The 13,975-nt window shown below is 72.2% G+C and carries 14 protein-coding genes; 7 read left to right on the top strand and 7 right to left on the bottom strand.

Annotated features, from left to right (window positions below):
• Positions 1–116 precede the first annotated feature (116 nt).
• Both O7635_RS22650 and O7635_RS22645 read left to right on the top strand, forming a co-directional pair.
• Complete coding sequence (locus O7635_RS22650; RefSeq protein ID WP_278082462.1) at positions 117–803, top strand: hypothetical protein; 687 nt, start codon at positions 117–119, stop codon at positions 801–803.
• A 28-nt stretch (positions 804–831) separates the two neighbouring features.
• The gene (locus tag O7635_RS22645) at positions 832–1,905 is read left to right on the top strand and encodes a LacI family DNA-binding transcriptional regulator (RefSeq protein ID WP_278082461.1); all 1,074 of its coding nucleotides are present in this window, start codon (positions 832–834) and stop codon (positions 1,903–1,905) included.
• Here O7635_RS22645 and O7635_RS22640 read toward each other — a convergent pair.
• From O7635_RS22640 to O7635_RS22620, 5 genes are all read right to left on the bottom strand, one after another.
• Positions 1,894–3,705, bottom strand: coding sequence for a beta-L-arabinofuranosidase domain-containing protein (locus O7635_RS22640; RefSeq protein ID WP_278082460.1), 1,812 nt, complete (start codon positions 3,703–3,705; stop codon positions 1,894–1,896). The two genes, O7635_RS22645 and O7635_RS22640, sit on opposite strands and share 12 nt — an antisense overlap.
• On the bottom strand, positions 3,702–4,538 hold the full coding sequence (locus O7635_RS22635) for a carbohydrate ABC transporter permease (protein WP_278082459.1): 837 nt from the start codon (positions 4,536–4,538) through the stop codon (positions 3,702–3,704). The genes O7635_RS22640 and O7635_RS22635 overlap by 4 nt, the downstream gene beginning before the upstream one ends.
• Complete coding sequence (locus O7635_RS22630; protein WP_278082458.1) at positions 4,535–5,407, bottom strand: sugar ABC transporter permease; 873 nt, start codon at positions 5,405–5,407, stop codon at positions 4,535–4,537. Before O7635_RS22630 ends, O7635_RS22635 begins: the two co-directional genes overlap by 4 nt.
• Positions 5,404–6,717, bottom strand: coding sequence for a sugar ABC transporter substrate-binding protein (locus O7635_RS22625; RefSeq protein ID WP_278082457.1), 1,314 nt, complete (start codon positions 6,715–6,717; stop codon positions 5,404–5,406). The genes O7635_RS22630 and O7635_RS22625 overlap by 4 nt, the downstream gene beginning before the upstream one ends.
• A gap of 78 nt (positions 6,718–6,795) precedes the next feature.
• Positions 6,796–7,650: an alpha/beta hydrolase gene (locus O7635_RS22620; protein ID WP_278082456.1), complete on the bottom strand. Its 855-nt coding sequence runs from the start codon at positions 7,648–7,650 to the stop codon at positions 6,796–6,798.
• A 54-nt stretch (positions 7,651–7,704) separates the two neighbouring features.
• On the opposite strand from O7635_RS22620, the gene O7635_RS22615 reads away from it, so the two are divergent.
• Entirely contained in the window at positions 7,705–8,907 is a 1,203-nt protein-coding gene (locus O7635_RS22615; protein WP_278082455.1) for a winged helix DNA-binding domain-containing protein, read from the top strand.
• A 74-nt stretch (positions 8,908–8,981) separates the two neighbouring features.
• A complete protein-coding gene (locus tag O7635_RS22610; protein ID WP_278082454.1) occupies positions 8,982–9,941 on the top strand; it encodes a DUF4034 domain-containing protein in 960 nt (319 codons plus the stop codon).
• Here the strand turns inward: O7635_RS22610 and O7635_RS22605 are convergent.
• On the bottom strand, positions 9,938–10,495 hold the full coding sequence (locus tag O7635_RS22605) for a hypothetical protein (protein WP_278082453.1): 558 nt from the start codon (positions 10,493–10,495) through the stop codon (positions 9,938–9,940). The two genes, O7635_RS22610 and O7635_RS22605, sit on opposite strands and share 4 nt — an antisense overlap.
• 120 nt (positions 10,496–10,615) lie before the next feature.
• Here O7635_RS22605 and O7635_RS22600 point away from each other — a divergent pair, with 120 nt between their 5' ends.
• From O7635_RS22600 to O7635_RS22590, 3 genes are read left to right on the top strand one after another with little or no spacing between them, the layout of a single operon-like run.
• A complete protein-coding gene (locus O7635_RS22600; RefSeq protein WP_278082452.1) occupies positions 10,616–11,581 on the top strand; it encodes an RNA polymerase subunit sigma-70 in 966 nt (321 codons plus the stop codon).
• On the top strand, positions 11,574–11,957 hold the full coding sequence (locus O7635_RS22595; RefSeq protein WP_278082451.1) for a DUF6069 family protein: 384 nt from the start codon (positions 11,574–11,576) through the stop codon (positions 11,955–11,957). The genes O7635_RS22600 and O7635_RS22595 overlap by 8 nt, the downstream gene beginning before the upstream one ends.
• Positions 11,958–11,966: 9 nt before the next feature.
• A complete protein-coding gene (locus O7635_RS22590) occupies positions 11,967–13,283 on the top strand; it encodes a lanthionine synthetase LanC family protein (protein ID WP_278082450.1) in 1,317 nt (438 codons plus the stop codon).
• A gap of 10 nt (positions 13,284–13,293) precedes the next feature.
• On the opposite strand, the gene O7635_RS22585 is transcribed toward O7635_RS22590, so the two are convergent.
• Positions 13,294–13,923, bottom strand: a complete 630-nt coding sequence (locus O7635_RS22585) for a DivIVA domain-containing protein (protein WP_278082449.1) — start codon at positions 13,921–13,923, stop codon at positions 13,294–13,296.
• Between the last annotated feature and the right edge of the window lie 52 nt (positions 13,924–13,975).

Here is a 13,975-nt window from a genome sequence, read left to right as displayed (position 1 = left end):
CGGGTCGAGACCCTCCCGGCGCTGGTCAGAGCTCCGTCAAGATGCCCCTTCCCCACTCGCGCGGCTCAGGTAGCTGGGTTACGGTGAGGCTCCCGCCCCCGATCCCCCCGGGAAAAATGACTGTCAGTGATGAAGCCACCCCTGTCATAGCGGCGCCTCACGTCATCGAGGTCGGCGAGCTCAAGCCGGCCCTCGTGCGGGCGGCCCGGCTCTTCGCGGAGACCGTGCTCGTGCCCACCGGCCTGCTCTACATCCTGCTGCACACGGCCGGGCTGTTCCCCGCGCTGATCGCCGTGCTCGGCTGGTGCGCGATCACGGTGACGATCCGCTGGATCGCCGGCCGGCACCTGCCCGGCACGCTGCTGGTCTGCGCCGGCTCGCTGTGCGCCCGCGCGACCGTGGCCCTGGCCCTGTCCAGCGCCCTGGTCTACCTCGTCCAGCCGGTGATCGGCTCGCTGTTCATGGCGGTCCTGTTCCTCGGCAGCGCCCTGCTCGGCCGCCCGATCACCATGCGGCTGGCCCGCGACTTCGTGGCCCTGCCGGCCGGCCTGCGCGACCACCGCGGCCTGCAGCGCGTGTTCACCCAGACCGCGGCGCTGTGGGGCCTCGGCCGGCTGATCGACGCCGGGATGAGCATCGGGTTCCTGCACATGGGCGTCGACTTCGCCCTGCTGTCGCGCGGCGTGTTCAGCGGCATCCTGACCGCGGTGATGGTCGCCGTCTGCGCGGCCTGGGGCATCCGCTCCCTGCGCCGCATGCCGGACGTGACCTTCCGGTTCGGGCGCGTGCGCGCAATCGTATGACCGCAACACGGCGCGGTACGGTTCTCCCATGCCGCCGCCGCGTCCCCGCCGTCCGGCGACCACGCATGGCGCCGTGCCGACGATGCAGGACATCGCCGACGCGGCCGCGGTCTCGCAGAGCACGGTCTCGCGGGTGCTCAGCGGCGTCGAGACCCGGGTGCCGATCGCGGCCGCGACCCGGGAGCGGGTGCTGGCGACGGCCCGCCGGCTGGGCTACCGGCCGAACCCGCTCGCCCGCGGCCTGCGCGGCGCGTCGACCAACCTGATCGGCGTCGTCGTGCGCGACTTCAGCGACCCGTTCTTCGCCGAGGCGATCGAGGCGCTGGTCAAGGAGTCGATGGCGCACGGCTACAACGTCGTGCTCGGCCACGTGCACCCGGGCCTCGAGGAGGCCATCCCGCTCACCTCCGTGCTGGAGACCCGGCACACCGACGCGATCGTGCTGCTCGGCGACGTGCGCGTGCACCCGCAGCTGCTGGACGACCTGCGCGGGTCGCGCGTGCCGGTGGTGGCGCTCTGGCAGGGCACGAGCCCGCTGGAGTTCCCGAGCGCCGACACCGACGACCGGGCGGGCATCCAGGCCGGCCTCGACCACCTCGTCGCGCTCGGGCACCGCCGGATCGCCTTCGTCAGCGCGGAACTGCCCGGCGATTTCTGGGTCCGCGAGGCGGCGTACGCCGACTTCATGCGGTCAAGGCTCGGCGGTGTCCCGGCGGGCTATGTCGAGCGGTGCCCCAACACGATGGCCGGCGGCGACGCGGCCCTGCGCCGGCTCCTGGCGCTGCCGGAGCCGCCCACCGCGATCGCGACGTCCACGGACCTGATCGCGGTCGGGGTGCTGCACGCCGCGCACAGCCTGGGCGCGACCGTGCCCGACCGGCTGTCCGTGGTCGGCTTCGACGACATCCAGATCTCCAGTCACACGGTGCCGGCCCTGACCACGTCGCGGATGCCGACGGCCAGGATCGTGAGCCACGCGATCAACCTCGCGGTGGCGCTGGCCCGCGACCCGGCCGCCACCCGCGAGCCGGGCCTGGAGATCTTCACGCCGGAGCTGGTCGTCCGCGACTCGACCGCCCCGCCCGCCGGCTCAGCGGGGTAGCCAGACGCGCATGCCGCCGGGGCCCCGGTTGGCCCAGGCGTGGTAGGGGATCGCGGACGCGACCCCGCCGCCGGTGACCGGCACGTCCAGGCCCACCCACTCCTCGCCCAGCTCGGGCCGGGGCACCGCGACGACCTCGCGCGCCGGATCCCAGCGCAGGTCGTCGACGTCGACCGTCTCCGGCAGGTCGGCCGACTCGACACAGTAGACGATCGGGCCGCGTTCGAAGGCCACGCAGCCGCGCACGGCGTCGACCCGCGGATCCGGCTCGGTGCACCGCGCCGGCAGCGGCAGGTCGAGCGTGACCCGGTCGCCGGGCGCCCACACCCGGGTCCGCTCCGCGTAGCCGGCCGCCACCGGCAGCGGTTCCTGCCCGGCGACCGCGAGCGTGGCGCCGGCGCACCAGCCCGGCACCCGCAGCGCCAGCGTCCACGGCCGTTGCGGCGACCGCATCACCGACACGTCCACCCGCCCGTCCCAGGGATAGTGGGTCCGCACCGCGATCTCGGCCTCGCCCACCCGGATGGTCGAGGTCGCGTACTGATGGATCTGCAGGCCCGTCTCGTCGCCGGTGGCGAGATAGTGCGGCCAGGAGCTGAGCAGCCGCATCAGGTTGGGCGGGCAGCACGCGCAGGCCTGCCAGGGCGCCCGCTGCCCGTGCCCGGCCGGCTCGTAGGTCCGGTGGGTCCGGCGGTGCAACGGGTTGGTATAGAAGAACTCGGTGCCCGAGCGCGACAGGCCGGAGAGCACCCCGTTGAACATCGCGCGCTCGATGTCGTCGGCGTAGGCCGGCTCGCCGGTGGCCAGCAGCAGCCGCCAGGCCAGCATCACGCTCGCGATCGCCGCACACGTCTCGGCGTACGCCCGGTCGGGTGGCAGCTCGTAGGGGTCGCCGAACGCCTCGTCGCGGTGCCGGCTGCCCAACGCGCCCGTCAGGTAGCGCCGGGTCCGCACCATGTCGTCCCACCGTCGCCGCACCGCGTCGAGCAGCTCGGTGTCGCCGCGCTCGACGGCCACGTCCACGGCCCCGCAGTCGAGATAGAGCTGCCGCACCGCGTGCCCGGCCACCTCGGTCGCCGTGCGCACCGGTGCGTGGTCCTGCCAGTACGCCGGCCCGAACCGCCCCTCGCCGAGCCGGCCGTGGCCGCGCCGGTCGAGCATCCGCGCCGCGAACTCCGTGTAGCGCGGCTCGCCCCGCACCCGGGCCAGCTCCACCAGCGCCATCTCGATCTCCGGGTGACCGTCGATCCCCTCCTCGCCAAGCGCGTCGTAGGCGTGGTCCACGGCCCGCGTCGCGATGTCCAACAGCCGGTCGTCGCCCAGGGCCCGGTGCCAGGCGATGCCGGCCTGCACCAGGTGGCCGAGGCAGTAGAGCTCGTGCCCCCAGGCCAGGTCCTGGTAGGGCCGCCCGTCGCGGACGACCTGCACGAAGCTGTTGACGTAGCCGTCGGGCCGCTGGGCCGCGGCGACCACCGCGATCACCTCGTCGGCCGCGGCGCGCAGGCCGTCGTCGCCGGCCCAGCCGACCGCCTCGAGCCACTTGTAGACGTCGGAGTCGAGGAACGGCAGGACGGCGCCGCCGGAGTCGGCGTCGGCGCGGTAGTCCCCCGCCGCCGCGCCGGCGGCCAGCCGCAGGTTGTCGAGCGTGCCGGCCCGGCGCAACTGACCGAGCCCGTGCGGGATCGTGCGTTCCCGGTTGACGCGCAGCCGCTCCGCCCAGAATCCATCGTGGATGGTGGTCTGGTCGCCGCCCAACGGACGCATCCGCGACCGCGCCGGCCACACCGCGCTTTCGGTCATTTGACAGCTCCGCTCATCAGGCCGGACACGTAGTAGCGCTGCAGCAGCAGGTAGACCCCGACGCACGGGATGATCGAGATGGTGATCCCGGCCTGCAGCATGCCCCAGTCGGTGCCGCCCAAACTCGTCTCGGTGCGGGCCGCGGCGAGCACCACCGGCAGCGTGAACTTCGAGCTCTTGCTCATCATCACGAGCGCGCCGAGGAACTCGTTCCAGCTCATGATGAACGCGAACAGGGCGACCGTGACCACGGCCGGGACGGAGGCCGGGAGGAACACCCGGCGCAGCGCCTGCCCGGACGACGCTCCGTCCACAATGGCCGCTTCGGCCAGCTCGCGTGGGACGGCCGCGAAGCTGTTGCGCAGCACGTACAGGCTGAACGGCAGTTGGATCGCGGTGTGCACGATGGCCAGGCCGACCAGCGAGTTGGTCAGGCCGAGATCGGCGAACATCAGGAACATCGGTGTCAGCAGCGCCTGGTAGGGCACGATCAGCGCCAGCAGCAGCACGACGAAGATGAACTCCTTGGCGGGCACGGGGAAACGGGCCAGGCCGTACGCCGCCGGCACGGTCAGCAGCAGCGTGAACGCGATGGTCAGCGCGGCGGTGCCGAGGCTGTTGAAGAAGTAGACCGGGAGCCCCTGCTGGTAGTCCCAGAGCCGCCGGTAGCTGTCGAGGCTGAACGCGTCGGGCCAGTAGGTCGGCGGCGACGCGGCCGCCTCGGCGGTCGGCTTCAGCGAGGCGAGCACCGACAGCAGCAGCGGCGCGAGCATCACGGCGCAGATCGCCAGGCACACCGCGCCGACCAGATAGGCGCCGCGTCGCCGGGTCATGCGTGGCTCCGCCGGGTCAGCAGCAGCTGGACGACCGTGAACGCGAGGATCGTCAGGGCGAGCACCATCGACAGGGCCGCGCCGTAGCCCAGCCTGAGATAGGGGAACGAGTTGAGGTAGACGAAGAAGACCGAGGTCGCCGTCTCGTTCTGCGGCTGGCCGGCGGTCATGATGTAGAACTGGTCGAAGGCCAGCAGCGAGCCGATGACGCTCAGCAGGGTCACCAGCAGCACGGTGCGCAGGGTCAGCGGCAGGACGATCCGGGTGACGCGGTGCCGCCAGCCGGCCCCGTCGACGAGGCTGGCCTCGGTGATCTCGTGCGGGATGGCCTGGATGGCGCCGACGAACAGCACCATGCCGAAGCCGATCACCTTCCACACCACCGAGGCGATGATGGCCATGTTGGACCGGTCCGCGTCGACGCCGAGCCAGACCACCGGAGCGTCGATCACGCCGACGTCCAGCAGCAGCCGGTTGACGAAGCCGAAGTCGGTGCTGAACAGCCAGTACCACAGCAGGCTGGACACGCCCAGGCCGATCACCACCGGGGTGAAGACCACGGTGCGGGTCAGCCGCCGTACCGGCGTGTTGGTGGCGGTCAGCAGGGCGAGCAGGTAGCCGCCGACGATCAGGATCGGCGTGATGATCAGCGTGTACTCGAGCGTGAAGCCGAACGACACCCAGAACTGCCGGTCGTCGAACGCGCGCGTGTAGTTGTCGAGGCCGACCCACCTCGGCGGTGTGATCAGCGACCAGTTGTGCAGCGACATCCACGCCATCCGCAGCAGCGGATAGACCGTGAACACCAGCACGAACAGCAGGGCCGGGCTGACCCACGCCAGCCCGACCAGGCTGTCGCGCCGCCTCATCCCTGTTTCGCGACGGCCTTCATGGCCGTCTTGGCGTCGGCGATCACGGTGTCGAGGTTCTCGTCGGAGTAGTAGGCCTTCTGCAGCATCTGCAGCCACGGCCCCTGCGGGGAGTTGATCTGCTCGAAGAACGTGAGGGTGTAGGGCGTGCGACCGACGTCGAGCGCCTTCGCCACGTCCTGCACCAGCGGTTCCGCCTCGAAGTACCTGTTCCGCACCATGTCCGTACGCGTCGTCAGGTTGAGCGCCTTCGCGTAGACCTCGACCTGCACCTCGTCGGAGAGCAGGAACTTCATGAAGTTGACCGCGTCGGCGACCCGCTCGCTGCCCCGCGGCACGACGACGAGGTCGCCGCCGATGAACGAGGCCGACGAGCCCGGCGCGACACCAGGCAGCAGCCCGATGCCGAACTTCATGCCGGGGTTCTGCTGGCGGGCCAGCGTGATGTTGAAGTTGCCGGTGCCCATCATGCCGACCTTGCCGGTGCCGAACTGGAGGTGGAAGGTCTCCCCGTTCTCCGCCCGGTCTCCATCGTGGACGTTGCCGGCCTGGACCATGTCGCGGGCGAACTGCAGCACCTGCTTGACGCCGTCGCCGGTGAGCGGCTCGTCACCGGCGTCGGTCGCCTCGATCTTCGCGCCGGAGGCCCACATCAGCGGTCCGACGGTGAAGATGTTGCAGCCGGCGCAGTTGCCGGGCAGGTAGTAGCCCTTGACGTCGCCACCGAGCGCGGTGATCTTGTCCGCGTACGCCCGCAGCTCGGCGAGGCTGGTCGGCGGCTTCTCCGGGTCGAGCCCGGCCCGGGCGAACAGGTCCTTGTTGTAGAACAGCGCGGAGACGTCGGCGTAGAGCGGCACGCCGTAGAGCCGGTCCTCGAAGGTCGCCACGGTCATGTGGCCCTTGCTCGCGGTGGCCAGCTCCGGCCAGCTCCTGATCCGGTCGGTCAGGTCGACGAGCTGCTGCGCCTTCTCGAACTGCGGTGCGTAGATCAGGTCCATCCCCATCAGGTCCGGCACCTCGCCGGAGGCGATGCCCTGGGCGATCTTGCCGACCATCTCCGTGTGCGGGATGTAGGTGAGGTTGATCCTGCAGTCGGGGTTCTTCGTGTTCCAGGCCTCGACCAGCAGGTCGACCATCTGCTTGTTGCCGCCCGATCGCTCCCACATGGTCAGCTCGCCGCTGCTCGCGCACGACGTCGTGGCGGGTTGGACGACTTCCTCTTCGGAGCGTTCGTCGCCGGAGCCGCAGGCTCCGACCAGAGCGACTGTCGCCACGGCGGCCAGGACGGGCCGCCAGGAACGGGTCACCATCACGCCTCCTCCATGCCGAGGGGGTCCGGATGGCTCGGAACGCTACCCGCTACTGCATACGATTGCACTCATTCGTTTTCAAGTTGAGATGTTCGATGTGGTGTGGTCCGTCAGGAAGCCGGCGACGGCTCTGCGGAAGCCGTCCGGATCCTCGACCCAGGGGATGTGGCCGGCGTCGGCGAGGTGAACCCGGCGCACGTCGGGGAGGGCCTGCTCCAGCGAGTCGACCGCGGCGCGTGGGCGCAGGTCGTGATCGCCGTCGACGATCAGGGTGGGTGTCCGCAGGCCGCGGCACAGGGTCAGGACATCAGTCTGGTCCAGGTAGCGGCGCATCTCGGCGTTGATGGCTGTCGCGCACTCCCAGCCGATGCCGAGCCAGCCGAGCTCCCTGGCGTGCTGGTGGGCGGTGGTCGGGTCGACGAAGTCGGTGGACCACTGCAGGACCGCGTACTCCCGATCTTCGGTGGGTGTCCTCGGGTCGCGGTCGAGCAGCTCGCGCCAGCGGGGCCCGTCGGCGCCGATGCGTTGCGCGAAGGCGCGGGCGAACGCGGGCCGCCAGGTCTCCCCCGGGTCGACGCCGGTGCCGGAGACGTAGACGAGCCGGCGTACGCGATCGGGATGCGCGAGGGCGTACCGCAGGGCGAGCATGGCGCCCCAGGAATGGCCGAGGAGGTCGATCCGGTCTTCGTCGAGCGTCTGACGCACGGCGTCGAGGTCGGCGACGGACCGCGCGACGGTGTAGGGGCCGCGGCGCTGCGACCGGCCACAGCCGCGCTGGTCCCAGCGCACGCAGGTGGCGACGTCGCCGAGCTGCGCGACGACGGGCTCGAAGTAGTCCCACAATCCTGGCCCGCCGTGACAGAACACCAGCGGCGGCCCGACACCGGTCCGCTCGACCCACAACCGACACCCGTCGTCCGTCCTGACGTCCACTCCGGCCGCTCCTTCGTCGCGGGTTAGTCTGCCGCGTCGGCCAGAATGGGGCTCGTGCGCACCGTGACGGATGAGGAGCGCCGCGCCCGGCTGGGTGTGCGGCACGCACTCGCGGGGTCGGCCAGGGTGAGCTCGCCCGAGGAGGCGGCCCGCGCGGTGGTGTGCCTGCACGCGACCGAGCCGCCGAGCGTGCACCTGTCGTGCTGGGCGCGGGTCGACGGCGTCACCGTCGACGACGTCGAGCGGGCGTTGTATGAGACCCGCACCCTCGTCAGGCAGCAGTCGATGCGCGAGACGCTGTTCGTCTTCCCGCGCGACCTGGTGCCGGCGGTGTGGGGAAGCGCGGCGGCCCGGGTGGCCGCGGTCCATCGCAAACGACTCCTCAAGGACCTCGAACGATGGGCGGCGAACGGCGCCTCCCACGGGGCCGCCTGGCTCGCGACCGTGGAGAAGGCGGTGCTGGCCCGGCTCGCCGACGGCGAGCCGCGGTCGTCGAAGCAGATCCGCGAGTCGGTGCCCGAGGCCGGCGGCGTCCTGGAACAGGCGCCGGGCAGGACCTGGGGCGGACGGGTGGCGATCGCTCCCAAAATCCTCACCCAGCTGAGCCTCGACGGCGCGGTGGCCCGGGCAGGCAACGCCGGCGCCTGGCACACGAGCCGCCCGACCTGGACGACGACGCAGGCGTGGTGGGGTCAGCGGGTGCCCGGCGCGCTCACGTCGCGCGAGGGCTACGCGGAGCTGGTGGGCCGGTGGCTGTGGTCCTACGGACCGGGCACGGTCGAGGACATCGCCTGGTGGCTCGGCGCCACCAAGTCCGTGGTGCGGACGGCCCTCGACGACGTCGGCGCTTCGCCGGTGTCCCTCGCCGACGGTGCGGTCGGTTGGCTGCGCGCCGACGATCTCGAGCCGGTCGCCGCGCCCGAGCCATGGGTCGCGCTCCTACCGCTGCTCGACCCGACCGTCATGGGCTGGCAGGCACGCGCGTTCTACCTGGGCCCACACGCACCCCACCTCTTCGACAGCGCCGGCAACGCCGGAACCACGGCCTGGGTGAACGGCCGCGTGGTCGGCGCATGGGTCCAGGACCCGACCGGCGCGGTGCGGCTGCGCCTGCTCGAGGACGTCCCCGCCACAGCCCACGAGGCGCTGCTTGCCGAAGCCCGGCGTCTCACCGCCTGGCTGGACGGCCAGCGTGTCTTCACCGTCTACCCGTCACCGGCCATGCGGCCCGCCAGCGACGTGGACCCGCCCGGCTGACCCTTTGACCGTGCCCCCCAAGGGCTCGGGCGCAGCCGTAGACTCACGCGCCTGAAACGGGGAGGGTGGTCCAGATGTGGCCGTTCGGCAAGCGTCGGCAGCAGGCCGGGCTCGTCATCGATCCGGCGCAGGGTGATCCGCGGGCGCGGGCGCTCATCGACGCGCTCGGCGCCCGGGACTGGCAGGCGACCCGCGACATCCTCGCCGCCGCGACGGATCCGGATACGCGGGCCTACCTGCTGGAGATCGCGGGCGACGTCGACGGTGTGCAGGACTGGATCGGCGAATGGGCGCAGGCCGAGCCCGGGTCGACGCTTCCGCTGCTGGTGCGGGGCAGCCACGCGGTCTACTGGGCCTGGGCGGCCCGGGGCGCCCAGGGCGCCGATCGCACCAAGGACGAGCAGTTCCGCGCGTTCTTCCGCCGGCTGCGCATCGCGGAGGACCTGCTGGACGAGGTGGTCGCGCGCGATCCGGACGAGGTGGCCGGCTGGACCTGGCTGGTCATGTCGTCGCGGGGGCGCCAGGTCGCCGCGGAGGAGGCCCAGGCCCGGTTCGACGAGGTGGTGAAGCGACACCCCGGCCACGTGGTCGCGCACGAGCACCGGTTGCAGTACCTGTGCGCCAAGTGGTTCGGCAGCCACGAGCAGATGTTCGCGTTGGCCCGGGAGGCCACCGCGCAGGCGCCCGACGGCAGCCTGTTGCCGGAGCTAGTCGTGATCGCCCACCTCGAGAAGTGGCTGTCGCTGCCGCGGGGCGAGGACGACGCCTACCTCCGCTCGCCCGAGGTGCGCGCCGAGATCCTGGCCGCGGCGCAAAGGTCGGTCCTCCATCCGGCCTTCACGCCCGACTTCGGCTGGGTGCCCCGCACGAACGCCTTCGCGATGGGGCTGCGGATGGCCGGCGAGCTCGACGCCGCCGCGCGGGTCTTCGACCTGCTCGGGGACCAGGTCGGCGGGTGGACCTGGCGATACCTCGGCGACCCGGTCAAGGCCTTCACCGAAGCCCGAAAGGCGGCGTACGCCAACCGCGCTTAGCTGTCAGGCAACGCGTCGCGAACCTCGAAGGAAACCTTGAGGCTCTGCTGGTACGTGGTGGACGCCGACTCGTACCGGATGTCGATCCTTTCGATCGCATGGTTGCCGGCAGCGCCGACGGTGAATTCGAACAGCACGAAGCGCTCCGGATTCCGCTTGCCGCTGAGGGTGGCGCCCACCAGGTCAGTCGAGGGCTGTTGGTGGGGATCCTGGTCGCCGCCGTTGCTGGTCTGCCAGCCGAGCAGAGCGGCGCCGCCGAAGTCCCGCCGGTGATAGACGCGTGCGCCGAGAAGCTTCAAGTCGTTGTCGGGCGCGGCGACCTCGGTGACACGGATGGCCTTGCCGTCTTTGATGTCTGGCATGTCCATGTGGAACATCACGACGTCGCCGACGCGCGGGTTCCGCACCGAGATGGTGCCCGGGTCCGTCTCCCGGATCGCGCTCCCCCGCCGAGCGACGTCGTTCGGCCCGAACATCGTGGAGACGGTTATCGCCGAACCCACCACGAGCAACGCCGCCATCAGCGCGAGGCGCTTCGTCAACTGACCGCTCAACACGCCCTCCTAGTCGGCGAGAAGATCGTAAAGGCCAACCGGGGCGGCGGCGGTGATGAGTTTTCGTGCTCGCACCCGTCACACCTAAGACGGGAGACGACGAGGCGGAAGGATGACGTGATGGGTACGGACACGCGGCTGCGCGAGATCGACGAGCCGGCGTTCGTCGGGCTGGCGGAGCGGCACCGGCGGGAGTTGCACGTGCACTGCTACCGGATGCTGGGCTCGTTCGAGGACGCCGAGGACACCGTGCAGGAGACGTTCCTCCGGGCCTGGCGGCGGCGGGAGACGTTCGAGGGGCGGTCGACGTTCCGGGCCTGGCTCTATCGGATCGCCACCAACGCCTGCCTCGACCTGCTCGCCACGTGCCGACCCGAGCCCGCGAGCGGCGGCGAGGTGCGGTGGTTGCAGCCCTATCCGGATCGGCTGCTCGACGAGCTGCCCGCGCGCGACGCGGACGAGCCCGAGACCCTGGCCGTCGCGCGGGAGACGATCGAGTTGGCGTACGTCGTCGCGGTCCAGCACCTCGCACCGCGCCCGCGGGCCGTGCTGATCCTGCGGGACCTGCTCGGCTGGTCGGCGAAGGAGGTCGCTGAGCTCCTCGGTGACTCCGTCAACTCCGTCAACAGCGCGCTGCAGCGGGCCCGCGCCGGAATGCGGGAGCACCTGCCCGCCGAGCGGCAGGACTGGACCGGCGCCGAGGAGGAGGACGCCGCGACACGCGAGCTCGTGCGGCGCTTCACCGAGGCCAGCGTGGCCGCGGACATCGACGCGCTCACCGCGCTCCTGCGGGACGACGTCCGTTGCTCGATGCCACCCACGCCGGGCCTGCACATCGGCCGCGACGCCGTGATCGGCGACTGGGTCGAGAGCGGCTTCCCGGGCATGACGGGCCTGCGCGCCATTCCCACGTCGGTGAACCGGCAGCCGGCCGTCGCGTTCTATCACTGGCGGCCGCAGGAGGGCGCCTACCTGCCGCTGACGCTCGACGTCCTGCGCGTCACCGGCGGAGCGATCACCGAGATCGTCACGTTCGACGCCGACCAGTTCGCGCGGCTCGACCTGCCGGAGCGGCTGCATGCGTAGGCTCGCCGCCACCGGCATCGTCGCCACGCTCGCGGCGATGGTGGCCACCACGCTCGCCGCCGCCATCGCCAGGGCCGCCGGGGTCGACTTCCAGATCCCCGACGGCGGTGAGACCATCCCGCTGCCCGGGTTCGCCGTGGTGACCGGCTTCTTCTCGCTCGTCGGTGTCGCCATCGCCGTCGCCCTGCGCCGGTGGAGCGCCCGCCCCGCCGAGCGGTTCGCCTGGACGGCGGCGTCGCTGACCGCGATCTCGCTGGTCCCGCCCTTCCTCTCCGGAGCGGACACCGCCACCGTCGCGACCCTCCTCGGGCTCCACCTCGTCGCCGCGGCGGTGATGATCCCGACCCTGACGCGACGCCTCGGGACACCCCGCTAGGTTGGCGGCGTGTCTGGTGAGACGTATCGCGAGCTGGGTGAGGCCGGCTGGGCCTGGGTCCGTCGCCAGGTCCGGGACAAGGACGGGCCGTGGCTCCCCGAGGTCGTCGACGGCGAACCGGCGCGACCCGCCGAGGACCGCGACTCCCTCTACGCGGGCATCGCCGGGCTCGCGCCCGTGCTCGTCGAGCTCACCCGCACGCGCGCGCTCGACGACGGGGAGCAGGCCCTGCGGGCGGCCATCGTCGACCGGCTCGCGAGATCGGACCGCGTCGACCCCTCCCTGTACGACGGCCTCGGCGGTGACGTGACGGCCCTACGCCTGCTGGACCGGGGCCGGGAGCGGCCGGCCATGGCGCGGCTCGCGGAGCTGCGTACCCCCGCGGGTTGGGAACCGGCGCCCGCCATGCGGGAGCAGTCGCACGGCCCCGTCACGGACGTCGTCTCCGGCAGCGCCGGGGTGGTCCTGACCGCCGCCTGGGCCGGGGGCGACACGGCCACCGAGATCATGACGACCGGGGGCGAGGCGCTGCTCCGGGTGGCCGAGCCGACCGAAGGCGGCGGCCTGGACTGGCGGATGTGGCCGGGCTACCGCTCGAGCAACCCCAACTTCTCGCACGGCACCGCCGGTGTGGCCGCGGCGCTCGCGGTGGCCGGGCACGCCCTCGGCCGGGCCGACTTCGTGGCCGCCGCACGCCGGGGCGCCGAGCACCTGGTGCGGATCGCGGCCCTCGACGACGGCGGGTTCGTCGTGGAGCACACCATCCCCCGGTCGACGCGCGAGGTGGAGCCGGTGACCTGGAACTGGTGCCACGGCCCGGCCGGCACCTCGCAGGTGTTCGCCGCGCTGGCCCGGGCCGGGGTCGAGCAGGTCGGCGGCCACGAGGTCGGCGAGCTGCGGCGGCGCTGCCTCCACTCGGTGCTGACGTCGGGCGTGCCGCAGCGCCTCCGGCCGGGCTTCTGGGACAACGACGGGCGTTGCTGCGGCACCGCGGGCGTCGGCGACATCCTGCTGGACGCCGCCCAGGACACGACCGACGAAGCGTACGCGGCACGGCTGTTGCGCGGCGCCGAGACGATGGCCGACGCGTTGGTCGAGCGGGCCGTGCGCGACGGCGACGGGGCGCGCTGGCGGTTCGTCGAGCACCGGCAGGATCCGCCGCTGCTGCCGCCGGGGACCGCGTGGATGCAGGGTGCGGCGGGCATCGCCGCGTTCCTGCTGCGTCTCGCCCGCGTCCTGGAGGACGGCCCGACCGCCCCCGTCATCGACCGCCCGGACCAGTGGTGGACCGTCCCCGAACGGCTGTGCGTCACCCGATCCGGCTGACGCTGGCGGCTCAGGGCGCCTCGCGACCGCCGAGGCGCCGCATCTCGCTCTCCACGTGCCCGCGGAGCAAGGCACGATATTGACCCCCCAGGGCCTCCAGCTCCTCGATCTGAGCGAGCGTGGCGGCGCGCTCGGCGTCGACGGCGTCGATGGCCTCCTGGTGCCGGCGGCGGGCGTCCAGGTCCAAGGTGGCGGCCGCGGCCAGCGCCTCGTCCGTGATGTGCCGCGCCGTCGCGCGGGCCTCGGACAGCAGGTCGTCGGCGGCCCGGCGGGCCTCGCCGACGTGGCTGTCGGCGCTGCGCTCGGCCATGGTCAGCACCTGCGGCGACACCGCGGGACGGTCCGGGCCCCGCCGCGCGGAACGCGCCTCGTGGAGCTCGGCCTCCATCGCCCGGGCCGCCCGCTGGGCACGGCCAAGATCGGCAGCGGCCTCGTCGACGGCTTCGGCCAGCCGCGGATCGACGCCCGCCGGCTCGCGAGCGGCCAGGGCCCGCAGCCGGTGGTTCTCCTCGATGAGGCGGACGAGCTCCTGCTCGAGCGAGTCCAGGAACGCGTCGACCTCCTCCTCGTCATAGCCGCGCTTGCCGATCGAGGGCTTGCTGAAGGCGATGTTGTGGACGTCGGCCGGAGTGAGCGGCATCGAGACTCCTTCCACCATGGACAGACGCCATGACGGGGACGTCTCGTACGTG

The organism is Asanoa sp. WMMD1127, assembly GCF_029626225.1.
Taxonomy (GTDB): domain Bacteria; phylum Actinomycetota; class Actinomycetes; order Mycobacteriales; family Micromonosporaceae; genus Asanoa.
This window is presented reverse-complemented; position numbering and strand designations above follow the sequence as displayed.

Coding starts and splice junctions, on each gene's coding strand:
- O7635_RS22650 (WP_278082462.1), top strand. CDS start 117: ATGACTGTCAGTGATGAAGCCACCCCTGTCATAGCGGCGCCTCACGTC.
- O7635_RS22645 (WP_278082461.1), top strand. CDS start 832: ATGCCGCCGCCGCGTCCCCGCCGTCCGGCGACCACGCATGGCGCCGTG.
- O7635_RS22640 (WP_278082460.1), bottom strand. CDS start 3,705: ATGACCGAAAGCGCGGTGTGGCCGGCGCGGTCGCGGATGCGTCCGTTG.
- O7635_RS22635 (WP_278082459.1), bottom strand. CDS start 4,538: ATGACCCGGCGACGCGGCGCCTATCTGGTCGGCGCGGTGTGCCTGGCG.
- O7635_RS22630 (WP_278082458.1), bottom strand. CDS start 5,407: ATGAGGCGGCGCGACAGCCTGGTCGGGCTGGCGTGGGTCAGCCCGGCC.
- O7635_RS22625 (WP_278082457.1), bottom strand. CDS start 6,717: ATGGTGACCCGTTCCTGGCGGCCCGTCCTGGCCGCCGTGGCGACAGTC.
- O7635_RS22610 (WP_278082454.1), top strand. CDS start 8,982: ATGTGGCCGTTCGGCAAGCGTCGGCAGCAGGCCGGGCTCGTCATCGAT.
- O7635_RS22600 (WP_278082452.1), top strand. CDS start 10,616: ATGGGTACGGACACGCGGCTGCGCGAGATCGACGAGCCGGCGTTCGTC.
- O7635_RS22595 (WP_278082451.1), top strand. CDS start 11,574: ATGCGTAGGCTCGCCGCCACCGGCATCGTCGCCACGCTCGCGGCGATG.
- O7635_RS22585 (WP_278082449.1), bottom strand. CDS start 13,923: ATGCCGCTCACTCCGGCCGACGTCCACAACATCGCCTTCAGCAAGCCC.